Here is a 22,386-nt window from a genome sequence, read left to right as displayed (position 1 = left end):
TAGAGATAAGAAAGTGATAGACGTTTTTTTATTGCTGTGTTTTATGAGAAGAAATGATATCGGCTCCATGTGATCGGTTTTGGGTACGATGCTGTGCCTGATTCGTTTGACGAGGCGGATCTTTTCATGCATTATTAGAAGAAGATAGTTTATGACACATTTAAGTTATACAGGAGGCTAACTGCGTATGCTGACGACGGAACAGATCATAGACGGTATGTCCGAGAACGGGCTGCGCATCACCGATCAGCGCAAAACGCTTGCCAAATTGTTTGGAGAGCATCCCGGGTATTTAACTGCCAAGGATGTGTATGAATATATGGGCAAAAAATACAGCGGCCTCAGCTTTGATACGGTGTATCGCAATCTAAGAGTGTTGTATGAGCTCGGTGTGCTGGAACAGGTTGTATTTGAAGAAGGAATCAAGTTTAGAGCACGCTGCAGTGAGGATCACCATCATCATCACGTGATTTGCCTGCAGTGTCAGAAGACCTACCCGATCAAATTCTGCCCTATGCAGGTGACAGATGGACCGAAGGATTTTCAGGTGGTGCAGCATAAATTCGAAGTATTCGGATACTGTAAAGACTGTGTCAATGACAATTCGATCACGAAAAAGCATCCCCTGGCACAAAGCCATGCATCATGCGGCAGCGGGGAGCCGGAATCCGCATTATGAGTAAGTTGACGGCCAGACGCGTAGTTCAGGTGCCAATTCATATATATCGCAAATGTATTTCGCCTTTGAAACCGGCTACATGCCGATTCTATCCTACTTGCTCTGCCTACGCTCTGGAAGCCATCGAAGTACATGGAGCACTGACGGGATCATGGCTGGCTGCAAAGCGGATTGCCCGGTGTCATCCTTTTAATCTGGGCGGAATTGATCTGGTTCCCCCTCGAAAAGGTTCTCAGAAGGATACGGAAGTTCAAGATTGATTACAGGTAGCCTTGACACTCTACAGGTTCGTTGATTATATTGAAGTTATACAAAGTATTTCCGAGGAAGAGATAAGTACGAAAGGCAAGCCTTGTACAGAGAGCCGGGGTAGCTGCAAACCGGTCTGGGCGTATTTCGGAATATGGTCTTGGAGGAACCGCTTTTGAGCGATCCAGTATTCTCTGGCGTAAAGGAGCGGCGTGATCCAGCGTTAATGGACGGTCCTTCTTTCTGAAGAGATGACCGGTGAGCCTGGAACCCGTAAGGGTACAGGGAAATTGGGTGGTAACACGTGAGAACAACTCTCGTCCCATAGGGGCGGGGGTTTTTTGTTGTATTTTCACGTTCCAAATCGATGACTAATCAGTGAAAAGGATGGTATGAATCATGACTGAAAAGAAGACGTTTTACATTACGACCCCAATCTATTATCCGAGTGACAAGCTCCATATCGGTCACGCTTACACGACCGTAGCTGGCGATGCTTTGGCTCGCTATAAACGGCTACGCGGATATGATGTCCGATATCTGACCGGTACAGATGAGCACGGCCAGAAGATCGAGCGCAAAGCAGCTGAAGCCGGAAAGACACCTCAGCAATTCGTTGATGACATTGTTGCGGGAATTAAGGATTTATGGAAGAAGCTCGACATCTCGAACGAGGATTTTATCCGCACAACGGAAAAGCGCCATACGCAGGTTGTTCAGGATGTGTTCGAACGTCTACTGGAGCAGGGTGATATTTATAAAGGCGATTATGAGGGATGGTACTGTACACCTTGTGAATCTTTCTTCCTGGAGCGCCAGCTGGTGAACGGCAACTGCCCGGATTGCGGCAGACCGGTCGAGCTGGTAAAGGAAGAAAGCTATTTCTTCCGGATGAGCAAGTACGTAGATCGTCTTCTTCAGTTCTATGATGAGAATCCGGATTTCATTCAGCCGCTCTCCCGTAAGAACGAAATGATCAACAACTTTATCAAGCCGGGCCTTGAGGATCTGGCCGTATCACGTACTACTTATGAGTGGGGAGTTAAGGTGAAGAGCGACCCGAAACATGTGATTTATGTATGGATCGATGCGCTTTTGAATTATATTACCGCGCTTGGATACGGAACCGAGAACAGTTCGTTGTATGACAAATACTGGCCTGCTGACGTGCATTTGATGAGCAAAGAAATCGTCCGGTTCCATACGATCTACTGGCCGATTATCCTGATGGCTCTGGATGTGCCGCTTCCGAAAAAGGTGTTCGCACACGGCTGGCTTCTCATGAAAGACGGAAAAATGTCGAAGTCTAAAGGAAATGTTGTCGATCCGGTCACCATGATTGACCAATACGGGCTTGATGCGCTTCGCTACTACTTGTTGCGTGAAGTTCCATTTGGTGCGGACGGCACTTTTACACCGGAAAGTTTCGTGGAACGCGTCAATTCCGATCTGGCCAACGATCTCGGCAACCTGCTGAATCGTACTGTAGCGATGGTTGATAAATACTTTGACGGTGAAGTACCTGCTTTCAAAGCAGGTGTAACCGTATTTGACACTGCCATCGAAGAAGCGGCGAAAGCCGTTTATGACAAGGTGGAGGAGTCCTTGGAAAACCTGGAATTCTCGGTAGCACTGACAGCGATTGGTCAATTCGTGAGCCGCAGCAACAAGTATATTGATGAAACACAGCCGTGGGGACTTGCTAAAGATGATAGCAAACGCGAAGAGCTTGCTTCTGTCATGAGCCACCTGGTTGAGTCTCTCCGGGTTGCTTCGATCCTGCTACAGCCATTCCTTACCCGCACACCGCTTAAAATTTGGCAGCAGCTTGGAATACAGGAAGGTGAGTTAACCACTTGGGAGAGCGGACGTCAGTTGGGAAGTATTCCTGCTGGAACGAAGCTTGTGAAAGGGGAGCCGATCTTCCCGCGTCTTGATGTTGAGCAGGAGGTTGCCTATATCGTAGAGGCGATGACTGGAGGAGCTAAGGCTTCGGAAGAGCCAGCGAAGGCTGAAGTTTCCGCTGATCCGGATGAAGAGATTGAGCATAAAGAAGAGATTGGGATCGAGGATTTCGCCAAGGTTGAACTTCGAGTAGCTCAGGTCCTTTCTGCCGAGCCGGTAAAAAAAGCAGACAAGCTGCTTAAACTCCAGCTTGACCTTGGATATGAGCAGCGGCAGGTCGTCTCGGGCATTGCAAAGTTTTATAAGCCGGAAGATCTTGTCGGCCGCAAAGTTATCTGCGTAACCAACCTGAAGCCGGTCAAGCTTAGAGGAGAGCTTTCTCAGGGAATGATTTTGGCTGCTTCGAAAGGTAGTGAGCTTACGCTGGCAACGGTACCAGACAGCATGCCGAACGGAGCCATCGTAAAATAAAAAAAGCTGCATGAATGCTTACTTTCATAACGGTATACCCTGTTAAAGGGTATGCCGTTTTTGTTCTTTTTTAATCTAGCATCTTCTTTCCTCTTAATAGTAATTTTTACGATTTGGTTGACAAGCCTTTTATGTGCTCTTATAATCTTATTAGTAATTATTACGATTTAATAATAGAACGGAGTGCATTAAGAGATGAACCATAGAAGGACAACAGGTTACGGAGCACTAATGCTGGCATTATTGCTGGTTCTTTCAGGCTGCGGAAGTAAATCGGGCGGAATCGTTGAGGACAAGATCAATGTGATGACAACCATTTATCCGATTTATGAATTTACGAAAGAGATTGGTGGAGATGAAGTTAATGTCATCAATCTGCTTCCTGCTGGCGTAGAGCCACATGACTGGACTCCAAAGAGTCAGGATATCATCAACACCTCAAAGGCACAGTTGTTTCTGTACAATGGCGCAGGTCTTGAAGGATGGGCTCCAGCCTTTCTGAAGGGGCTGGATAAAGACACGAAGGTGAAGCCCGTGGAGATTAGCAAGGGAGTTAAGCTGATCTCTTCCGAAGGCGATGATGGTCATGGTCATGGAGATGAGGGAGGAGCTGAAGATCAGCATGATCACCATGTAGATCCACATACATGGGTCAGTCCGAAGTCTGCATTGATTATGGCTGAGAATATCCGCAACAGCCTTGTAGAGATCGACCCGGATCATGCTGATGGATATGAGCAGCGATACGCTGCGCTGAGACAAAAGTTGGAGAAGCTGGATGAATCGTTTTCGTCTCAACTGTCCGGTTTGCCTAAACAAGAGATCGTTGTCTCCCATCAGGCGTTTGGCTATTTGGCGAGAGATTACAACCTTGAGCAGTACGCCATCATGGGGCTGTCGCCGGATGCTGAGCCCAGAGCACAAGATCTGGTTAAGCTGACAAAGACGGTTAAAGAGAAAGGTATTCGTTACATTTTCTTTGAAGAGTTAGTTTCTGATAAACTGGCCAAAACCTTGGCTTCCGAGACTGGTGTAGAGACGCTCGTGCTTAACCCCGTTGAAGGTTTAACCAAAGAGCAGGAGCAAAAGGGAGATAACTACTTTACGCTGATGGAGAAAAATTTGCAAAATCTTACTAAGGCTTTACAATGAATAAGGATAGACTCAAGAAATTTACTAGAAAGGCGGCCAAGGTATGATACCGGCACCTCAGGATTGCCACCAATCGATTATACAACTGAAAGATATATCATTCTCTTACCGAGAACAGCAGGTTATCAAAGACCTTGATTTTGCCGTCAAGGAACGTGACTTTGTCGGTATAGTAGGCTCCAACGGAGCCGGTAAAACAACATTACTGCGGATGATTGTCGGCCTTCTGCCTGCCGCACATGGCAGCATCGAGCTGTTCGGTCAACCAATACGTAAATTCCGTGACTGGGAGCGTATTGGATATGTGCCTCAGAAGAACGCGTTTAACCCTTTATTTCCGGCTACCGTGCGGGAAGTCATCATGTCGGGATTATACAACAGAAAAAATATGTTTCGCCGGATAAGCCGTCAGCAGCAGCAAAAGTGCGACGATGCGCTTGAGGTTATGCGGATTCAAGACATAGCGGATAAGCGCATAGGGCAACTGTCTGGGGGACAGCAGCAGCGTGTATTTCTCGCAAGAGCCCTGATTAACCGTCCCGATCTGCTTATTTTGGATGAGCCCACCATCGGCATTGATGCTGAAACTCAGGCAAGTTTTTTTGAACTGATCACACATATGCATGCTCATCACAACATGACTTTTTTAATGGTCACGCACGATATGGATATGGTTAAGGATTATTTGGGAGCTTCACCGGTCCAGCAAAACGGTAAAATACAGTTTTTCGTTCGACATTCACACGAGATCGAGGATTGTGTAGAGCAGGATTTGCAGCACACACTCGTTTAGTTTATGAATCTATGTAGAGCACGCGAAGGAGTCGTTATCATTGCTTGATATTATACAAAGTGATTTTTTCCAGCGGGCACTCCTGGGCGGCATTTTGATCGGTTTAACAGCACCGCTTATCGGTATCTTTCTGGTGCTACGGAGATTGTCCATGATTGGAGATACGCTGTCTCACGTTACAATAGCGGGGGTAGCACTTGGTTTTCTGATCGAGGTATATCCGCTAGCAGCCGGACTTGTGTTTGCCGTAGTGGCTTCATTTGCCATCGAGAAGCTCCGAAAGGCATACAAAAGCTATGCCGAGCTGTCCATTGCGATTATAATGTCCGGAGGTATTGCGCTGGCATCACTCTTTTTCACATTAGGAATGGGTTATAATACAGATGTTATGAGTTATCTATTCGGTAGTATCTATACACTCGATACGATGGATCTTTACATGGTCGGTGGGGTTACGTTAGTTGTGGTCGTTGTTGTCGGACTGTTGTTTAAGGAGTTTTTCCTGCTTAGCTTTGAGGAAGATGCTGCAAGCGTGAGCGGTCTGCCCGTCAAAATGATGAACATGCTAATCACCGTACTTACAGCGTTAGTTGTAAGTACAGCAATCAAAATAGTAGGTGCTCTGCTCGTTTCTGCACTTCTGACCATTCCGGTTGCCATCAGTCTTCTGCTTGCGAAGAGCTTTCGGTCTTCTATTGTGCTGTCAGTCATCATATCGGAGATTGCGGTCATTATGGGTCTTATATTAGCTGGGGTGTTCAATTTGGCACCGGGGGCAACCATTGTTTTGTTGCTAATTGCTTTGCTTACCGTTACACTAGTCGGTAAAAAAGGTTTAGCTACATAAGGGGGATAATGTAATGGTTGATATAAATATCTGGATCGCGTTCGCGGCAGGTTTTGCTTCTTTCATATCACCGTGCTGTCTGCCTCTATACCCGTCCTATTTGTCTATTATTACGGGAATGTCAGTGAATGAGCTAAAAACGGAGCAGAACCGTAAGGAAGTCCGCAGGCGTACAATGACTCATACGCTGGCGTTTATCCTTGGGTTCTCTCTCGTTTATTATACGCTCGGCTGGGGTGCCGGCAAATTCGGAGAAATATTTGTAGAGTATCAGGATCTGATCCGGCAGCTTTCAGCACTTCTTATTATATTGATGGGTCTAATGCTGTTAGGTATTTTTCAACCGAGATTTCTGATGAAGGACCGGAAGTTTGATTTCAAATCCAAACCGACCGGATACATAGGAACATTTTTATTTGGAATCGGGTTTGCAGCAGGGTGGTCGCCCTGTGTAGGTCCGATTTTGATGGCTATTATTGCGATGGCTGCAACGGATCCAAGCACATGGTTCCCACTGATTACCTCATATTCTCTAGGCTTTGCTGTACCATTCTTCATTCTTGCATTCTTTATAGGGTCGACCAAGTGGATTCTTAAATACTCGGGAACCATAATGAAAGTCGGCGGTGTGCTGATGATTTTGATGGGTATTCTGCTGTTTACGAACCAAATGTTCAGAATTACGATCTGGCTGCAGTCGCTGACACCAGAATGGTTAAGATTTTAAGTGAAGTATAATCCGCTCTGTGATAAATTCGCGCAGGGCGGTTTGTTGTTCATTGGGATATCTTTTCTCGATGACAGTTTTAGCTGTCTTTGTAAACCGATACTGGATCATCTCAAATGTTAAACTGGACCAAGACTTGCCAAGAGCTCTCTGAAACATGTATCATTACATGTGCAGGTAAAAAGGAAATTAGAGTCACGTAATTTTTAGAAAAGAGGGAAAAAGATGCCGACACCCAGCATGGAGGATTATTTGGAGCGCATCTACAAGCTGATTGACGAGAAGGGATATGCGCGCGTTTCGGATATTGCCGAAGGCTTGGAGGTTCACCCCTCATCCGTCACGAAAATGATTCAGAAGCTTGATAAAGATGAATATTTAATTTACGAAAAATATCGTGGTCTTGTACTAACGAGCAAAGGCAAGAAGACGGGGAAACGGTTAATGGCCCGCCATCGACTGCTCGAAGAGTTCCTCGGCATGATTGGTGTTCAGGAAGAGAACATTTATAGGGATGTTGAAGGGATCGAGCATCATTTAAGCTGGGATTCCATCACTCGTATTGAAACGCTAGTCGAATTTTTCAAACGTGACGAGAATCGTCTCCAGGAGTTGCGTGACATTCACAACGAGTTAGTCAGCGAATCGTAACAGGGCATCTGTCCACTGGTGACAGATGCTTTTTTTTTTTTACTTTACCTGCAAATCTATCATTGCTGGAGGATTTATGGAATGAAATTTCGAAGATGGTTGTTGGTGCTGTTATTGTCGTTATTATGTCTCCCGTCGGTCGTTCCTGCTGCGCAGGCAAAGAGTCCGGGCATCAGCATCTTTCTGGATGGACAAAAGTTAGACAGCGATATTTCTCCATACATATTGCCCAAGGTGAACGTCACCATGGTTCCGACCCGCGTGATCAGCGAAGGATTAGGTGCCACGGTTAACTGGAATCAACAATCTAAAACGGTAACTGTAAGTAAAGACGGATTACAACTTGTTATGACCTCGGGACAAAGTACCGCTCTCGTTAACGGTTCATCCGTTTCGCTGGATGCTTCCGTACAGATCAAAAACAGTAGAGTGATGGTGCCGATCCGGTTTATAAGCGAAAATTTAGGATTGACGGTGAAATGGAATCAAGCGGCTCAGCAAATATCATTAACCAGTACACAGGTAACGCCTCCGGTCGATCCCGGTATTCCTGTGCCGGATAATGAAAAAGTACGAGGCGTTTGGATATCAACGGTATTTAACCTGGACTGGCCTTCAACCAAAAATAATATTCTGAAGCAGCAGAGCGAATTTACGACGCTTTTGGACACACTTCAGGATACGGGGATGAATGCGGTGTTTGTTCAGGTTCGACCATCGGGTGATGCGTTGTATCCGTCTAAAATCGTTCCTTGGTCGAAAGTGTTGACAGGTACGCAAGGAGTTGATCCCGGGTATGATCCTTTAGCATTTATGGTAGAGGAAACACATCGCAGGGGAATGGAGTTTCACGCCTGGTTTAATCCTTTTAGGGCTAACTCAGAAACATCAACGGCTGGACTGGCTCCAAACCACGTCGCGCTGACGCATCCCGAATGGATGATTAAAGTGAACAACCAGTTGATGATTAACCCGGGCATACCTGAAGCCCGCCAGCATATCATTGATACGATTATGGAAGTCGTAAATGGGTATGAAATTGATGGAATTCATTTGGACGATTATTTCTATCCTTCCAACACAACGATTAATGATGCAGCAACATACAAAACTTACAATGACGGTTCCTATACAAACATTGGAGACTGGCGCCGTGGTAACATTAACACATTTGTACAGACCCTTGGAGATAGCATCAACCGTGTCAAGCCTTCCGTAGAGTTCGGTATCAGCCCATTTGGGGTATGGCGAAACAAATCAGCTGACCCGACAGGATCGGATACGTCGGCTGGAGTGACAGCCTATGACAGCATGTATGCAGATACACGCACCTGGATCCGTAACGGCTGGATTGATTACATTGCTCCACAAATTTACTGGAGTATGAATTTTGCGGCCGCCGATTACGATAAGCTGGTAGATTGGTGGGTAAACGAAGTTAAGGGCACAGACGTAGATCTGCTGATCGGACATGCCGCATATAAAGTGGGGGATCTGAACCAGGAGAAGAGCTGGCACACTGCTTCTGAAATTATTAACCAACTTAAGTACAACGAACAATTCAGCGAAATAGACGGAAGTATCTTTTTTAGAGCACAGAACCTTATAAGCAATCCGCTCGGACTTCTTGATCAATTGAAATCATATTATCAATCATAACGTGCAAGTCCTATAGGTATGAATAATCCCCCGCTCACATACATAGTCAATAGACCATGTGAGGCGGGGGATTTGCTTATGCATATCAATGCCGTATTTGAGGGCGGAGGAGTTAAAGGAATCTCGTTGGCGGGAGCTGTAAAAGCAGCTGAACTTGCTGGATTCCATTTTAGCAGAGTTGCTGGAACATCTTCAGGCTCTATTGTTGCTGCAGTTTTGGCGGCAGGGTACACAGCAGATGAAATGAAGAAAATTATTGAAGCGACACCTTTTCAATCATTACTGAAGCGAGCACCTTTCTTTAACACCCGAATCATAGGTCCTGCACTTAGGGTACTCATCAAAAAAGGGTTGTACTCGGGTGAAGCGCTGGAAAACTGGATTCGCCGAATATTGCTGGATAAAGGAATATTTACGTTTTCTGATATTCCTGCTGGGAAGCTGTACATTGTAGCCTCGGATATTACCAATGGTAAACTTCTGGTGCTTCCGGATGATTTACGTCATTACGGAATTAACCCGTCAACCTTTCCGGTAGCCAAGGCTGTCCGCATGAGCTGCAGCATTCCTTATTTCTTTGATCCTGTCATTTTACGGTTGATTGGAGCACCTGCTCGAGGGAGGTCTTTCAGCGAGCAATTCGTTTATGTGGTTGATGGCGGCTTGCTGAGTAACTTTCCGCTTTGGCTGTTTGACCGTCAGTCTAAAGGAGGACCGGAACCTCTTCCGGTTGTCGGGTTTCAAATGGTTGGTAAGAACCGAAATGAACCACATCATATTGACGGGCCTTTTAGTATGCTGACAGCTATGTTTGAAACGATGCTTTCTGCACATGATGAACGTTATATCGAGCAGCAAAATCGAGATCGCACCATAAAAATTCCAACGCTTGGTGTTAGCACAACTCATTTCAAGCTTTCAACAGCAGAAAGCATAAAGTTGTATGAATCAGGTTTAAAGGCGGGGAAGGAATTTTTCGCCTCGTGGAGACCAGGTCAATAATATAAAAAACCGTCCGGCTATGCGGAATTAACGCTGCCGGACGGTTTCTGTTCTAATGGTATTTGGGTGTGTCATCGGACGGATCATTCTTTCCTTTCTGACCGTCAATGACTTGAAACGGATATTGTTTCCGTTTCGGTGAAGGGCTGCTACTCTTCCGTGAGGTGTTACTTCTGGCTGCCATTTTGGCAGCAGTCTTCTTGGAAGGTTTGATTTTGGGCCGTTGAGTCTTACTGAAACGCGATGGTGGAAACTTATAGAGTATAAACACAACTCCTACTACAATCAAAGGAATCAAAACCCCGGGTGTAAACAACTGTAACACAATTCCGATTGCAGCAAGTGCAATCATGATCCAAAAAATAATGAATTGGATACTCAGCCTTTTCATGGATTACTCATCCTTTCGCGGGATCCAGAACACTTCCTGCCATCGGCTGCTGAACTGTGACTTTTTCGTATTGGGCATCCAGCTCACGCATCCGGTTAAAGGAGGCAATGGATACTTCCACTTGATCGTCTGTCGGTTCTTTCGTTGTCAACAGTTGAAGCCAGAGTCCGGGATATCCAAGGAAACGAAGAACTGGAACTTCTCTGAGGGAATTTGTGAGTTTCAAAAATTCAAAGGATACTCCCAGCACAAGGGGCAGAAGAGCAATCCGCTGGATGATGCGCTCTGTCATTGTATCCCAAGGCACTACGGAATAAACGACAACGCCCAGCACGATAGTCATCATCATAAAACTGCTACCACAACGGTAATGAAGCCGGGTGTGCTTTTGAACATTCTTAACGGTCAATTCTTCTCCAGCTTCAAAAGCAGTAATCACTTTATGTTCTGCACCATGATACTGGAACAACCGCTTGATGACAGGAGTAAGCGATATACCCCATAGGTAGGCGAGAAGGAGTATGAGTTTGATGACGCCTTCAACCAGATTATGAAGTATATAATGATCAAATGAGTTACCGAACAAAAAATCTTCTACAAATACAGGAACAAGCGTAAACAAGAGTTTACCGACAATGAAGGAAAGTACGCTGACGGCTGCGACACCGATAATCATGCTGAGACTCCAGCCTGATTCTTCCTTTTCTTTTTGCTGTGCACGTTCTTCTGGTTCCAGAGTGTCGTCGGCATAAGCATCGGCTGAGAAATTGAGATGTTTGGAGCCCTTGATGCTCGAATCTATAAGACTGATGATGCCGCGAAGAAGCGGAACTTTGCGGAGCTTGCGAATCCAAGTCTTGTCTTCACGAGGCACCTCAAGAAACTTGATCTCGTTGTTTTTTCTCCGAACAGCCGTGACGTTTACATGTTTGCCGCCGAACATTACACCCTCGATGACGGCTTGACCACCGTAGCTAACCGGAGCTGACTTTTGGGACAACCAATTCACCTTCCTGTCTGATATTAAGAACTTTAATACTATTGTATCGAATTTTTGAAGTAATTTCTAGTTGGATTAGGCTTACAAGAACGGAGCATAATAATTATGTAAAAAAGAAGTTTCAGATTTTAGGCGAAGCTGTTAGTGCTGAAGGGAGCTTTTGTAAAGATGAATCAGACACATGATCGGTCCAAAGGGATCCATACCAATCGTTTTTTCTTCGCATTAGAGCTTGGCTTCTATGCAGGTTTTATCTGGGGAGCAATCCGCTGGATTTTCTATGCCTTTCACTTTAGCTCTGTACTTCCGGGGTTCATCCTGGAGCCTTTCTTCAAGCATTCTTTCTTAGTAAGCACAGCTGGCCAGGTAGCTGGATGGCTGTCATTTATTGTTCTCTCAGTTATTGCATCGCTGGTTTACGTATTTCTTTTTCGGAGAGCCAAAGGGCCTTGGCCGGGGATTGTCTACGGGATTGTATGGTGGGTTGTGCTGTTTATTGTACTCGAACCATTTCTACATCTGACCTTACCCATTAAACGTCTCACCTGGGATACAAACATATCTGAAATATGCCTATTCCTGCTGTGGGGACTGTTTATCGGATATACCGTAGCACAAGAATATACGGATGAAAAGCAGCGAGAACCTCAAAAGGTGCTGAATTGAAGCAAAAAAACTTCTCAAGAAGATGTCGCCTATGGTAAAATAGCATTTGGCTATTTGACGAAAAGGTGGGAAACCCTATGAAATCCATATGGGTGATTAACGGACCGAACTTGAACCTGCTGGGAGTCCGTGAACCGGGGATTTATGGTTCACAAGGCCTGCAGAGTATTGAGGATTGTTTGCGTAAACAGGCGGACACCGCCGGAATCGAATTGACCTTCTTTCAATCGAACCATGAGGGTGCAATTATTGACCGGATTCATGAGGCAATGAGACAGGCAGATGGAATTCTGTTGAATCCAGGAGCGCTGACACATTACAGCTATGCGGTTCGCGATGCGATAAGCTCTGTAAAAGTACCTACTGTGGAAGTGCATCTATCCAACATTCATGCCAGAGAATCTTTCCGCCATACCTCAGTTATTGCTCCGGTTTGTGCGGGACAGATTTCGGGTTTTGGTGCTGCCAGTTATGAGCTTGGCTTGAGAGCACTGATGGACGTTTTGGAACGCCCGAATTCGTAAAGTAATGTGTTTTTGTACAAATATAAGAAAGTATCAATTTAATATTGCATACTTGGCTTATATTGCGCGAAGAAACGCCGCCGCCCTTTAACAAGGACGACAAAGGTGTTTCTTCTTGGGGAGAGGAGACGGAAGTAAATGGCTAACAAACGGGTTAAACAATTGCGTGAGAAGCTGGAAAGTCATGAATTGTCTGCAATGCTTGTTGCAAGTCCAATCAACCGGCGTTATTTGACCGGGTTTACCGGATCTGCGGGTTATGTGCTTATTACCCGCGAGCAATCCTATCTGCTGACGGATTTTCGTTACATGACACAGGCCCCTCAACAGGCTGCGGGATTTACAGTCGTTGAGCATGGCTCCAAAGTTATGGACACGGTAAAAGAGCTACTTGCAACTGAAGGGATCACATCTCTCGGTTTTGAGCAGGAGCATGTTACATACGCAGTTTTTGCTGCTTATACGGAACAGCTGAAGCCAGTTAGTCTAGTTCCGGTATCTGGTCTTGTAGAGGAACTGCGTATATTTAAGGACAGTGAGGAATTAAAGGTTATGCAGCGTGCTGCGGATCTCGCAGATGCCACCTTTAGCCATGTCTTAAGTATTGTGGAGACAGGAAAGATAGAGCGGGAAATTGATCTGCAGATGGAAATGTTCATGCGCAGCCATGGCGCGACGTCTTCATCATTCGATACGATTGTTGCTTCCGGTGAGCGTTCAGCTTTACCGCACGGTGTCGCAAGCGAGCGTGTTATCAAGGGGAATGAATTCATCACGTTTGATTTCGGGGCGCTGCTGGACGGGTATTGTTCCGATCTGACAAGAACGATCGCGGTGGGTACACCGGATCCGAAATTGAAAGAAATTTATGATATCGTACTGGAGGCACAGCTTCACGCGCTGGATCATATTAAGCCAGGCATGACGGGACGCGAAGCGGACGCTCTGGCCCGTGATATCATCACCAAATATGGTTATGGCGAGTACTTCGGTCACAGTACAGGTCATGGTCTTGGCATGGAGGTTCATGAATCTCCGCGTCTGTCCAAACTTAGCGATGATGTATTGAAGCCAGGTATGGTTGTGACCGTAGAACCGGGCATTTATTTGCCGGGTCTCGGCGGTGTTCGCATTGAGGATGATATTGTGATCACCGAAACGGGTATTCATATCTTGACGAGCTCAAGCAAAGAATACACCGTCCTTTAATCATTGCAAATATTAAGCTAGTGAATCTATGAACTTATCTCTAGGAGGGAATCGCATGATTTCAGTCAACGATTTTAAAACAGGATTAACCGTAGAAGTAGATGGGGATATTTTTACCGTCTTGGATTTTCAGCACGTTAAACCAGGTAAAGGTGCAGCTTTTGTTCGCTCCAAGCTAAAAAATCTTCGTAACGGCAACACCGTTGAGAAGACTTTCCGTGCAGGTGAAACGATTGGCCGGGCTATTATCGAGAACCGTGGTGTACAGTATCTGTATGCTAGCGGTCAAGAGCATGTATTTATGGACAACGAAACTTATGATCAGTTCAGCTTGACTAGCGAACAGCTTGAATGGGAACTGAATTTCCTGAAAGAGAACATGAATGTTCATATCATTAGCTATCAGGGTGAAATCCTTGGAATTAACCTGCCAAACAGCGTTGAGCTGAAGGTTGTTGAAACAGAGCCTGGTATTAAAGGCAACACGGCTACAGGCGCTACCAAAAATGCCAAAGTAGAATCCGGACTGAACGTACAAGTTCCTCTCTTCATTAACGAAGAAGATGTACTGCTCATCGATACTCGTGAAGGCAAGTACATCTCCCGTGCGTAATTGACAAGGACATCACTCCGATATAAAGAAGACGGCAGGCCATCGAGGATTCATTCTTTGATGGCTTGCTTTTTTGTATTTCATAGTGATCTTCTTAAGGTTTATCGAAATTTAACCATGTGTCTTCTTCCTCATATATCCGGTTATCCAGCCATAAAATATAAAAAAAACACCTCTGAAAGAAAATATTTGTCGAATTTTCTGAATCTTATCTGAAAATTCTTGACGCAACCGAGCACTTTCGTATTATACTGATTTAAAGCGAGAAACTAACTGATACATATCGAACAAGAGTGGGGAGTGAATGAAGCGTTGTCACTGTATGTCATGAAATTCGGAGGAAGTTCCGTGGGAGATACGGAACGGATGCAGCGCGTCGCCCGAAGAATCGTTGAGAAGCAAGATGAGGGTCACCAGTGTGTAGTTGTCGTGTCAGCAATGGGGGATACGACAGATGAGTTGATCGACCAGTCCAAAATGTTGAATCCAAATCCTCCCGCGCGTGAGATGGATATGCTGATGACAACAGGTGAACAGATATCGATGTCCCTGCTGTCGATGGCAATTCACAGCTTGGGGCGTGAGGCGGTGTCTTATACGGGATGGCAGGCCGGTTTCCGTACAGAGCCGGTTCATGGGAAAGCCAGAATTACGGATATCTCACCGGTTCGTGTTAAGAAAGCTCTAGACGATGGGAAAATTGTTATCGTCGCAGGTTTTCAGGGCATGTCGGATGATGGAGAGATAACGACACTCGGGCGCGGTGGCTCGGATACAACAGCCGTAGCGCTGGCTGCGGCCATTCATGCCGATGTATGCGAGATCTATACAGATGTAGACGGCATATATTCGACTGATCCTCGTGTTGTGAAATGCGCACGAAAGCTAAATGAGATATCCTACGATGAAATGCTGGAGCTTGCAAATCTGGGTGCTGCTGTACTGCATCCGCGTGCTGTGGAGTATGCGAAGCATAACCGGGTTCAGCTGGTTGTTAGATCCAGCTTTAATTATAACGAGGGAACGGTTGTTAAGGAGGAGGCTAACATGGAACAAGGTGTAGTGGTGAGCGGGATCGCATACGACAAAAACGTTGCAAGAATCAGTATTTTGGGAGTAGGCGATTTTCCGGGAGTCTTGGCGAAGATGTTCGGAGAACTCGCTAAGGAAGAAATCGACGTCGATATTATCGTACAGAGCGGTGTTCTGAACGGCGAGGCTGACTTCTCCTTTACGGTATCTCTTGGTGACCGCGAGCGTGCACTTTCTGTTATTGAAGGAATTCGAGATGAACTCCCGTTTCGTCGAGTTACTTTCGAAGATAACTTGGTTAAGGTGTCCATCGTTGGAGCCGGCATGGTCAGTCATCCAGGCGTAGCAGCCCAAATGTTCGATGTTATTTCAAAAGAGGGCGTTAGCATTAAGATGGTCAGTACGTCTGAAATTAAGGTTTCGTGTGTTATTGACGGATCAAACCTGCAAAATGTGGTTCAGGCGCTTCATACCGCTTACGGGCTGGATACGGATCAACAGGCGACTGTTGGAGGTCCGCAGGAGCGTAGATAAACAGCATAAACTATTACTTTTAATCCCGGTCTTTCATAGGCCGGGATTTTTGGCGTTCAATTCTTTTCTATGAATGTACAAAAAAGTAGAGATAAATCAAGAGAGTAGAGCATATTTTAAAATATAAGAAAGTGAAAATTTCATATTGCTGTCAAATCAAGTAAAAAGGAGGTTTCAGCATGATGGACAAGTTTGTTACCGGTATGGCGTCGCTGAGGATATTCTCTGGCAGCTTGGAGATTGTGGCAGCGCTCATTATGCTCCGATTAAACCAAGTTGATAAAGCGCTGGTAGTCAATTCGACTCTGGCCTTAACGGGACCGCTTATCCTGATCCTGACGACCACCATCGGGCTCGTTGGTATGGCCGATAAGATATCTTGGGGCAAGATCGGCTGGGTATTGTGCGGTGTGGCATTTCTTTTATACGGAATATTAAAAAAATGATAGATTCGCTGCATAAATACGGAGTACAAGCATACACATGAGGATAAGAAGTACTTCAAGAAAAGAACTGCTTGGGGGAAGCCGAAATGACAATGAATTGGTTGGAGCTGTTTCCCGAGAACGTAAAGCAGCTTCTGCTGAACCTGCCGAAAGATGTTCTGGAAGGCTTGGAAGAAGTCCGTATTCGGGAGGGCCGTTCGCTGGAAATTAATACTGGGGGCAAGTTTCACTTCGTAAGCCGAAACGGTGAACTAATTCTGAGACCCGACGAAGCGTACAAACCGACTCGGGAAGATGGGCACAGACTACTGGATCTCATAAGCAACCATTCTCTTTACACGATGGAAGAAGAGCTGAGAAAAGGATTTATCACCATACCCGGGGGGCACCGAATCGGTCTTACCGGGCGAACGGTACTAAGTGGTGGGAAAGTCGAGCACATTCGGGATATTAGCGGTTTCAACGTCCGGATAGCTAAGGAAATAAAAGGAGCCGCAGATGAAATTTTGCCTTACCTGCTGGACACCAAGCGAAAAAGAGTGCTGCATACGCTCATTATGTCTCCTCCGCAGCATGGAAAAACGACGCTGGTCCGGGATCTTGCAAGACAGATCAGCTCCGGTTTTTGGGGGAGATCTAACATTCACTGGCCAGGTATAAAGGTTGGTATTGTTGACGAGCGCTCTGAAATCGCAGGTTGTCAGCGCGGTGTGCCAGGGTTTGATGTCGGACCGAGAACGGACGTACTGGACGGCTGTCCTAAGGCTGAGGGGATGATGATGATGCTCCGCTCCATGTCACCGGATGTCTTGATTGTGGACGAGATTGGGCGTCCAGAGGATGCCGAGGCCGTCACTGAGGCACTTCACGCCGGGATCAGTGTTATCGCTACTGCACACGGTTCATCGGTTCAGGATATGAGAGGGCGACCTGGTCTGGCGGGACTCGTGAATAATCGGATGTTCGAAATGTACGTTGTACTTGCCCGAAACGGCGAGGGAAGATCTTTCCGGCTTCAGGATGTCGGACAGCGGACACTTCAGACTACCGGGGGCAGAGGTCAAGGCGGTGATGCCCTTGCTTAAATTGATAGGGGCGGCCATCGTATTGGTGGCGGGAACGTTAGCTGGTTTTTTTCAAGCCCAGCAGTTCGCAACCAGGCCTAGACAAATCCGGGAACTCATATTAGCCTTGCAGCGTCTTGAGACGGAGATTAGCTATGGCTTTACCCCGCTGCCTGAAGCGCTTCAGCGGATCGGACAAGGCCTGCGTGAGCCATTGAAATCGTTGTTTACGGCTGCAGCCGGGTACATGAGTCCACAGTATGGTTTATCCGCTCAGGACAGCATACGAAGAGCTTTGAACGCGCATTGGAGACGGACCAGCATGAAATCCGCCGAAAGAGAAGCGTTGGAGCAGCTAAGCGGCGTGCTTGGCACCAGCGACAGGCAGGACCAGATGAAGCATATTGCACTGGCCGCCAGCCAGCTCAAGCATGAGGAAGCGGCGGCTAGAGAGGACCAAGCCAAGTATGAAAAAATGAGCAAAAGCTTGGGACTGCTTGTTGGAGCATTGGTCGTCATTTTGATCTTTTAGCGAGGTGCCAAGGAATGAACATTGAAGTGAATGCCATTTTCCAGATTGCAGGGATCGGCATTATCATAGCCATGATTCATACAGTGCTGAAACAAATGGGAAAAGAGGATATGGCTCACTGGGTTACGCTCATCGGGTTCGTCGTCGTCCTGTTCATGGTCGTTCGGCTACTGGATGATCTGCTTCAGGAAATTAAAACGATATTCCTCTTCCAGTAGGTGGAACTATGGAAATCATCCAAGTGGTGGGGCTCGGCTTTATAGCCACCATTCTCATACTTGTCGTCAAGGAACAGAAGCCGATCTTTGCCTTTTTGCTGGCGGTCTCTACCAGTGTCATGATCTTTCTCTTCCTCATTGGTAAAATCGGGAATGTCATTCGGATGTTGGAAGAACTCGCCGAGAGTTCAGGGGTTCAAGTGATCTATCTGAAAACGGTGCTGAAAATTATAGGAATAGCTTATATAGCCGAAATGGGGGCGCAGGTCGTGAGGGATGCTGGGCAAGAATCGATTGCCTCCAAAATAGAAATGGCGGGAAAAGTACTAATTCTGGTTCTCGCCGTGCCGATCATCAGCATCATTATCGAGACGGTTCTGAAGCTCCTTCCGGCCTGAGAAAGCGGGGGATAGTATGATCCAACGTCGGCATCATCACATAAGGCCCCTGATTACATTGCTGATGCTCCTGTTGCTGTTATTCATCGGTATGGGCTCCACAGCTTATGCGGACTCACCGGCTGATCAATGGGTGGAACAACAGACGAAAGAGCTTCCCACCGGTCAAGTTGAAGAGTACTGGGACCAGTTGATGAAGGATTACGGTGGTTTTTTTCCGGAAGGCAGGACTCCGTCTCTCATGGATATGCTGCTACCCGGGGGACAAGGATTAAGCCTGAAGGGTGTACTTTCTGGAATCGGCAGCTTTATGTGGCATGAAGTTCTGTACAACGGCAAGCTGCTGGCTACGATTGTCATGCTGAGCATTTTGAGTATGATCCTGGAAAATTTACAAACGGCCTTTGAGAAAAGTACGATAAGCCGGGTTGCATATACAATCTGTTACATGGTTGTGCTAGTTATAGCCGTCAACAGCTTTAATATAACAGTCGGTTATGCCAGGGAAGCGATCGACCGAATGATTGATTTTATGATGGCCATGCTTCCGCTGCTGTTCGCACTGCTTGCATCGATGGGGAATATCGTCACCGTTTCTGTAGCACATCCCCTGGTCATTTTCATGGTACATACCGTAGGAACGCTAATTAGCACGATCGTGTTTCCGTTATTATTCTTCTCAGCTGTACTGCATCTTGTTAGCTCCTTGTCCGAGAAGTACAAGCTGACTCAACTTGGAAATCTGCTTCGAGGAATTGGAATGGGTGTTCTGGGAGTTCTGTTGACCATATTCCTCGGGGTGATTTCAGTTCAGGGAATAACTAGCTCTATTACGGACGGTGTAGCCATACGTACAGCTAAGTATGTTACAGGAAACTTCGTGCCAGTTGTCGGAAAAATGTTCGCTGATGCTACTGACACAGTAATCTCGGCATCCCTGCTCGTTAAAAACTCGATCGGACTGGCAGGCGTCATTATTATCTTGTTCCTTTGCGCATTTCCGGCTATTAAGATTCTGATCCTGGCGCTTATATACCACGTTGCTGCAGCAGTTATGCAGCCGCTTGGGGAAACTCCGATCGTCACCTGCTTGCACACCATCGGCAAAACGATGCTGTATGTATTTGCTGCTCTGGCTGCAGTTAGCATGATGTTTTTTCTGGCAATCACGATAATACTCACCACCGCTAACATCACTGTCATGATGAGGTGAGTAATGAGGAAAGGGGAGGATCGATATGGAATGGCTGAGCGGCTGGCTGAAAAGCGTAATCATGGTCGTTATGTTTGCAGCCTTCGTTGATCTGATCTTACCCAGCAAGACGATGCAGCGGTACGCCAGACTGGTGCTGAGCATGCTGATCCTGCTAGCACTACTCCGGCCGTTAATCAGCTTTCTGACGGAGCCGCCGGAAAAACAGCTGGCCCTTGATCTTGAACGTGTGGAGAGCGACAAGAGCACTCCAAAGGAAGCGGAGCTGGATTATATCCTAGCACAGGCGGAGAAATTGAAAAACGTTCAGCAAAAGCAAAGTTTACAGTGGGCTGGAGAAGAGATAGCTCGGCAGATGAAAGATCAAATTATTGCTGAAATAGGGGAACCGGTTGAGGAAGTGAAAGTGGCCCTGGCCGCGCCAAGAGAAGGTTCTGCAAGTAGTGCGGTTATCTCCTCGGTTGAAGTTCGTCTGAGGGATCCGGTTAAACCTGAAGCAGCAAAGACCCCCCCGGCTGAAGGTACGGAACCTATTAAACCAGTGGATACGATCCGTGTCAATGTGGAGATTAACCGTAACGGTTCCAAGGATGATAAAACCAAGGACGAGGATTCCTTGAAAGCGGATGCTGCCATGGAGGCCAGAGAAGCCCCTGTCAGGGATCTCTTACGCAGCCGCTGGGATCTGGAACCCGATCAAATATCGATACATTCAAGTGGAAGTGAGACTCAAACCAAATTGTGATGGAGGTGAGGATATTGGGGAAATGGCTGAAAAAGGTGGAACAATGGTTGGGTGGTGGAGCCGGAGGGGTCAAAAGAATGCAAACCTTTCGCTGGTTGATCATACTTGGCCTCATCGGGGTTGCCATCATGCTGTTTAACTCCTTTGTTAATGTAAAAAAGCTCGATAACGAGAACATCGGCCGAGAACCGCCGGAACAAGCGGTGACGACATCTGTTCAATCCCCGGCTGGAAGCGGAGGCAGCGAGTTTGGAAGCATAGAGCAGGAGTTTGAGGGTAGAACGAAAGTGATGCTCGAGCAGATTGTTGGTGTCGGAGCTGTAGATGTAATGGTGACGGTGGAATCGACGGAAGAAATCATCGTACAGCGGAATGTAAAGGATACCCAAGAGCTGACAGAAGAGACTGATGCTAATGGCGGTAAAAGGCATGCAACAAGTTATACCCGTGACGGACAGATCGTAACCTACGATGCCTCCGGTGACCAGACACCTATCATAACCAAAAAGATAAAACCTCATGTCCGAGGAGTAATGGTTGTGGCTAAAGGTGCTGAAAATGAAGTCGTCCGCAGTTTGATCGTGGATGCCGTTCAGAGAGGATTGAATGTACCTAGTTACAAAATATCGGTTGTCCCACGTAAGCAGGAATAGAAAAAGATAGCAAGCCGATCCTTATTCAAGCAGTTATTTAAAGGAGGAAGTATTCTAAATGAATAACAAAAGACAAACAATCTGGTTAGTTTCAATGTTAAGCCTCATGGTCATTCTTTCCGCATACTATCTTTTTACGGATGACTCCGGTCCATCGGCTCCTAAAGTAGCTGAAAGCACACAGGCGAGCAACCCAAAATCATCAGAGGGAACACCAGCTGATAGTGATGAACTGGTTTTGAACGAAATTACTCCTGAGGGTATCGTTGGAGATTCCGGTGCTAGTGAAGAAACTGGAAGCGTGGCGAAAGAAGAAGGTACTAAAGAAACAGACAAACAAGATAAAGCTGCGGGTGACAAGGCGCCGGACAAAGTCGCTGATCCAAAAGCGGAAGATCCAAAGGAGAAAGATACAAAGGCGAAAGATGCAAAGGCTAACGAATCAGCAGAATCGAAAGACTCTGCCAAAACCGAAGAAGATGTATTGAAGCAGGTTGCTGCTCAAGCAAATTCGGCATCCAGTAAGCTGGAGTCTTATCAACTTGATCGTGCCAACAAAAACATGAAGTTGTATGATGAGTTAATGACGAAGCTAGGCAACCAGAGCAACACGGCAGAAGTGACTGCACAGGTTACAGAGCAATTGAAGCAGATAGAAGATAAAGAATCCATTTTGTTGAGTATTGAAGAAGAGCTGCAGCAGCAATACGAGAATGCGGTTGTTAAAGAGGACAATGACAGATATAATGTTGTGGTTTTGAGTGATCAGTTGGATGCCAAGCGGGCTGCTGGTATCGTTGATATGGTAATGAAAGAATTAAAAGTGGGCCAAGATAAAGTGAGCGTTCAATACGTTACTCCATAATATTGGAACGCATAAAAGCGCGAATACTGTCTCCTTCAACCGAAAAAAAGCGAAAGAGTCCGGGGTTTCTCTTGGACTCTTTCTATTTCTTTGGATTGTGATATAATACTCTAAGTTATTGACTGACTGTCCGAAGTAGGGCTTCTAA

Annotated in this window: 26 protein-coding genes and 1 pseudogene; 24 read left to right on the top strand and 3 right to left on the bottom strand. The window is 46.3% G+C overall.

Annotated elements, in window-relative coordinates; genetic code table 11:
- The first annotated feature begins 187 nt into the window (after nt 1-187).
- From AC2TF5_RS18215 to AC2TF5_RS18185, 7 genes are all read left to right on the top strand, one after another.
- The gene (locus AC2TF5_RS18215) at nt 188-679 is read left to right on the top strand and encodes a Fur family transcriptional regulator (protein ID WP_491298573.1); all 492 of its coding nucleotides are present in this window, start codon (nt 188-190) and stop codon (nt 677-679) included.
- Entirely contained in the window at nt 676-939 is a 264-nt protein-coding gene (yidD, locus tag AC2TF5_RS18210; protein ID WP_491298572.1) for a membrane protein insertion efficiency factor YidD, read from the top strand. Before AC2TF5_RS18215 ends, yidD begins: the two co-directional genes overlap by 4 nt.
- 388 nt (nt 940-1,327) lie before the next feature.
- Nucleotides 1,328-3,304 (top strand): methionine--tRNA ligase, encoded by a 1,977-nt coding sequence (metG, locus tag AC2TF5_RS18205; RefSeq protein WP_491298571.1) that lies wholly within the window; start codon nt 1,328-1,330, stop codon nt 3,302-3,304.
- 195 nt (nt 3,305-3,499) lie between these two features.
- Nucleotides 3,500-4,456 (top strand): metal ABC transporter substrate-binding protein, encoded by a 957-nt coding sequence (locus AC2TF5_RS18200; protein ID WP_491298570.1) that lies wholly within the window; start codon nt 3,500-3,502, stop codon nt 4,454-4,456.
- A gap of 43 nt (nt 4,457-4,499) precedes the next feature.
- Nucleotides 4,500-5,249 (top strand): metal ABC transporter ATP-binding protein, encoded by a 750-nt coding sequence (locus AC2TF5_RS18195; RefSeq protein ID WP_491298569.1) that lies wholly within the window; start codon nt 4,500-4,502, stop codon nt 5,247-5,249.
- A gap of 40 nt (nt 5,250-5,289) precedes the next feature.
- Complete coding sequence (locus AC2TF5_RS18190) at nt 5,290-6,096, top strand: metal ABC transporter permease (protein ID WP_208914659.1); 807 nt, start codon at nt 5,290-5,292, stop codon at nt 6,094-6,096.
- Between the two features lie 13 nt (nt 6,097-6,109).
- Nucleotides 6,110-6,823, top strand: a complete 714-nt coding sequence (locus AC2TF5_RS18185) for a cytochrome c biogenesis CcdA family protein (protein ID WP_491298567.1) — start codon at nt 6,110-6,112, stop codon at nt 6,821-6,823.
- Here AC2TF5_RS18185 and AC2TF5_RS18180 read toward each other — a convergent pair.
- A pseudogene (locus AC2TF5_RS18180) lies at nt 6,812-6,946 on the bottom strand (spore photoproduct lyase family protein); the annotation flags it as partial. The gene AC2TF5_RS18185 and the pseudogene AC2TF5_RS18180 overlap by 12 nt on opposite strands.
- Nucleotides 6,947-7,048: 102 nt before the next feature.
- Here AC2TF5_RS18180 and mntR point away from each other — a divergent pair.
- The 3 genes from mntR (at nt 7,049) to AC2TF5_RS18165 (ending at nt 10,135) form a co-directional block, all read left to right on the top strand.
- Nucleotides 7,049-7,474 (top strand): transcriptional regulator MntR, encoded by a 426-nt coding sequence (gene mntR, locus AC2TF5_RS18175; RefSeq protein WP_491298566.1) that lies wholly within the window; start codon nt 7,049-7,051, stop codon nt 7,472-7,474.
- Nucleotides 7,475-7,555: 81 nt separating this feature from the next.
- Nucleotides 7,556-9,133 (top strand): family 10 glycosylhydrolase, encoded by a 1,578-nt coding sequence (locus tag AC2TF5_RS18170; protein WP_491298564.1) that lies wholly within the window; start codon nt 7,556-7,558, stop codon nt 9,131-9,133.
- Between the two features lie 78 nt (nt 9,134-9,211).
- Nucleotides 9,212-10,135: a patatin-like phospholipase family protein gene (locus AC2TF5_RS18165; RefSeq protein WP_491298563.1), complete on the top strand. Its 924-nt coding sequence runs from the start codon at nt 9,212-9,214 to the stop codon at nt 10,133-10,135.
- Nucleotides 10,136-10,187: 52 nt separating this feature from the next.
- Here AC2TF5_RS18165 and AC2TF5_RS18160 read toward each other — a convergent pair whose 3' ends face one another.
- On the bottom strand, nt 10,188-10,526 hold the full coding sequence (locus tag AC2TF5_RS18160; RefSeq protein WP_491298562.1) for a hypothetical protein: 339 nt from the start codon (nt 10,524-10,526) through the stop codon (nt 10,188-10,190).
- A gap of 7 nt (nt 10,527-10,533) precedes the next feature.
- The gene (locus tag AC2TF5_RS18155; RefSeq protein ID WP_491298561.1) at nt 10,534-11,526 is read right to left on the bottom strand and encodes a DUF1385 domain-containing protein; all 993 of its coding nucleotides are present in this window, start codon (nt 11,524-11,526) and stop codon (nt 10,534-10,536) included.
- 168 nt (nt 11,527-11,694) lie between these two features.
- Between AC2TF5_RS18155 and AC2TF5_RS18150 the strand changes: the two genes are divergently transcribed.
- From AC2TF5_RS18150 to AC2TF5_RS18085, 14 genes are all read left to right on the top strand, one after another.
- A complete protein-coding gene (locus AC2TF5_RS18150) occupies nt 11,695-12,192 on the top strand; it encodes a YqhR family membrane protein (protein WP_491298560.1) in 498 nt (165 codons plus the stop codon).
- Between the two features lie 77 nt (nt 12,193-12,269).
- Entirely contained in the window at nt 12,270-12,716 is a 447-nt protein-coding gene (gene aroQ / locus AC2TF5_RS18145; protein WP_491298559.1) for a type II 3-dehydroquinate dehydratase, read from the top strand.
- 138 nt (nt 12,717-12,854) lie between these two features.
- Nucleotides 12,855-13,925: a M24 family metallopeptidase gene (locus AC2TF5_RS18140; RefSeq protein WP_491298557.1), complete on the top strand. Its 1,071-nt coding sequence runs from the start codon at nt 12,855-12,857 to the stop codon at nt 13,923-13,925.
- A gap of 55 nt (nt 13,926-13,980) precedes the next feature.
- Nucleotides 13,981-14,538, top strand: a complete 558-nt coding sequence (gene efp / locus AC2TF5_RS18135; RefSeq protein ID WP_208914648.1) for an elongation factor P — start codon at nt 13,981-13,983, stop codon at nt 14,536-14,538.
- A gap of 312 nt (nt 14,539-14,850) precedes the next feature.
- Nucleotides 14,851-16,104 (top strand): aspartate kinase, encoded by a 1,254-nt coding sequence (locus AC2TF5_RS18130; protein WP_491302932.1) that lies wholly within the window; start codon nt 14,851-14,853, stop codon nt 16,102-16,104.
- Nucleotides 16,105-16,283: 179 nt separating this feature from the next.
- Nucleotides 16,284-16,550: a YqhV family protein gene (locus tag AC2TF5_RS18125; RefSeq protein ID WP_491298556.1), complete on the top strand. Its 267-nt coding sequence runs from the start codon at nt 16,284-16,286 to the stop codon at nt 16,548-16,550.
- Nucleotides 16,551-16,636: 86 nt separating this feature from the next.
- Nucleotides 16,637-17,635: a stage III sporulation protein AA gene (spoIIIAA, locus tag AC2TF5_RS18120; RefSeq protein WP_491298555.1), complete on the top strand. Its 999-nt coding sequence runs from the start codon at nt 16,637-16,639 to the stop codon at nt 17,633-17,635.
- The gene (spoIIIAB, locus tag AC2TF5_RS18115) at nt 17,628-18,146 is read left to right on the top strand and encodes a stage III sporulation protein SpoIIIAB (RefSeq protein WP_491298554.1); all 519 of its coding nucleotides are present in this window, start codon (nt 17,628-17,630) and stop codon (nt 18,144-18,146) included. Before spoIIIAA ends, spoIIIAB begins: the two co-directional genes overlap by 8 nt.
- 14 nt (nt 18,147-18,160) lie before the next feature.
- On the top strand, nt 18,161-18,364 hold the full coding sequence (spoIIIAC, locus tag AC2TF5_RS18110) for a stage III sporulation protein AC (RefSeq protein ID WP_046680216.1): 204 nt from the start codon (nt 18,161-18,163) through the stop codon (nt 18,362-18,364).
- A gap of 8 nt (nt 18,365-18,372) precedes the next feature.
- Nucleotides 18,373-18,762 (top strand): stage III sporulation protein AD, encoded by a 390-nt coding sequence (gene spoIIIAD / locus AC2TF5_RS18105; protein ID WP_491298553.1) that lies wholly within the window; start codon nt 18,373-18,375, stop codon nt 18,760-18,762.
- A 16-nt stretch (nt 18,763-18,778) separates the two neighbouring features.
- Nucleotides 18,779-19,975 carry a stage III sporulation protein AE gene (gene spoIIIAE / locus AC2TF5_RS18100; protein ID WP_491298552.1) on the top strand — a complete coding sequence of 399 codons (1,197 nt, stop codon included), beginning with the start codon at nt 18,779-18,781 and terminating at the stop codon, nt 19,973-19,975.
- 25 nt (nt 19,976-20,000) lie between these two features.
- Complete coding sequence (locus AC2TF5_RS18095) at nt 20,001-20,720, top strand: stage III sporulation protein AF (protein WP_491298551.1); 720 nt, start codon at nt 20,001-20,003, stop codon at nt 20,718-20,720.
- A 14-nt stretch (nt 20,721-20,734) separates the two neighbouring features.
- On the top strand, nt 20,735-21,373 hold the full coding sequence (spoIIIAG, locus tag AC2TF5_RS18090) for a stage III sporulation protein AG (protein ID WP_491298550.1): 639 nt from the start codon (nt 20,735-20,737) through the stop codon (nt 21,371-21,373).
- 58 nt (nt 21,374-21,431) lie between these two features.
- Nucleotides 21,432-22,238, top strand: coding sequence for a SpoIIIAH-like family protein (locus tag AC2TF5_RS18085; protein WP_491298548.1), 807 nt, complete (start codon nt 21,432-21,434; stop codon nt 22,236-22,238).
- Nucleotides 22,239-22,386 lie beyond the last annotated feature (148 nt).

Source organism: Paenibacillus sp. JNUCC 34, assembly GCF_058269055.1.
The sequence above is the reverse complement of the archived record's forward strand: the minus strand, read 5'-3'. Positions and strand labels throughout refer to the sequence as shown.

Excerpts from the sequence above, each read along its gene's own strand:
- AC2TF5_RS18170 (WP_491298564.1), top strand. The coding sequence starts at position 7,556 with ATGAAATTTCGAAGATGGTTGTTGGTGCTGTTATTGTCGTTATTATGT.
- AC2TF5_RS18215 (WP_491298573.1), top strand. The coding sequence starts at position 188 with ATGCTGACGACGGAACAGATCATAGACGGTATGTCCGAGAACGGGCTG.
- AC2TF5_RS18185 (WP_491298567.1), top strand. The coding sequence starts at position 6,110 with ATGGTTGATATAAATATCTGGATCGCGTTCGCGGCAGGTTTTGCTTCT.
- spoIIIAE (WP_491298552.1), top strand. The coding sequence starts at position 18,779 with ATGATCCAACGTCGGCATCATCACATAAGGCCCCTGATTACATTGCTG.
- yidD (WP_491298572.1), top strand. The coding sequence starts at position 676 with ATGAGTAAGTTGACGGCCAGACGCGTAGTTCAGGTGCCAATTCATATA.
- spoIIIAC (WP_046680216.1), top strand. The coding sequence starts at position 18,161 with ATGAACATTGAAGTGAATGCCATTTTCCAGATTGCAGGGATCGGCATT.
- AC2TF5_RS18085 (WP_491298548.1), top strand. The coding sequence starts at position 21,432 with ATGAATAACAAAAGACAAACAATCTGGTTAGTTTCAATGTTAAGCCTC.
- AC2TF5_RS18160 (WP_491298562.1), bottom strand. The coding sequence starts at position 10,526 with ATGAAAAGGCTGAGTATCCAATTCATTATTTTTTGGATCATGATTGCA.
- mntR (WP_491298566.1), top strand. The coding sequence starts at position 7,049 with ATGCCGACACCCAGCATGGAGGATTATTTGGAGCGCATCTACAAGCTG.
- AC2TF5_RS18195 (WP_491298569.1), top strand. The coding sequence starts at position 4,500 with ATGATACCGGCACCTCAGGATTGCCACCAATCGATTATACAACTGAAA.
- efp (WP_208914648.1), top strand. The coding sequence starts at position 13,981 with ATGATTTCAGTCAACGATTTTAAAACAGGATTAACCGTAGAAGTAGAT.
- AC2TF5_RS18200 (WP_491298570.1), top strand. The coding sequence starts at position 3,500 with ATGAACCATAGAAGGACAACAGGTTACGGAGCACTAATGCTGGCATTA.
- spoIIIAD (WP_491298553.1), top strand. The coding sequence starts at position 18,373 with ATGGAAATCATCCAAGTGGTGGGGCTCGGCTTTATAGCCACCATTCTC.
- AC2TF5_RS18140 (WP_491298557.1), top strand. The coding sequence starts at position 12,855 with ATGGCTAACAAACGGGTTAAACAATTGCGTGAGAAGCTGGAAAGTCAT.
- AC2TF5_RS18095 (WP_491298551.1), top strand. The coding sequence starts at position 20,001 with ATGGAATGGCTGAGCGGCTGGCTGAAAAGCGTAATCATGGTCGTTATG.
- metG (WP_491298571.1), top strand. The coding sequence starts at position 1,328 with ATGACTGAAAAGAAGACGTTTTACATTACGACCCCAATCTATTATCCG.
- aroQ (WP_491298559.1), top strand. The coding sequence starts at position 12,270 with ATGAAATCCATATGGGTGATTAACGGACCGAACTTGAACCTGCTGGGA.
- AC2TF5_RS18125 (WP_491298556.1), top strand. The coding sequence starts at position 16,284 with ATGATGGACAAGTTTGTTACCGGTATGGCGTCGCTGAGGATATTCTCT.
- AC2TF5_RS18165 (WP_491298563.1), top strand. The coding sequence starts at position 9,212 with ATGCATATCAATGCCGTATTTGAGGGCGGAGGAGTTAAAGGAATCTCG.
- spoIIIAA (WP_491298555.1), top strand. The coding sequence starts at position 16,637 with ATGACAATGAATTGGTTGGAGCTGTTTCCCGAGAACGTAAAGCAGCTT.
- AC2TF5_RS18150 (WP_491298560.1), top strand. The coding sequence starts at position 11,695 with ATGAATCAGACACATGATCGGTCCAAAGGGATCCATACCAATCGTTTT.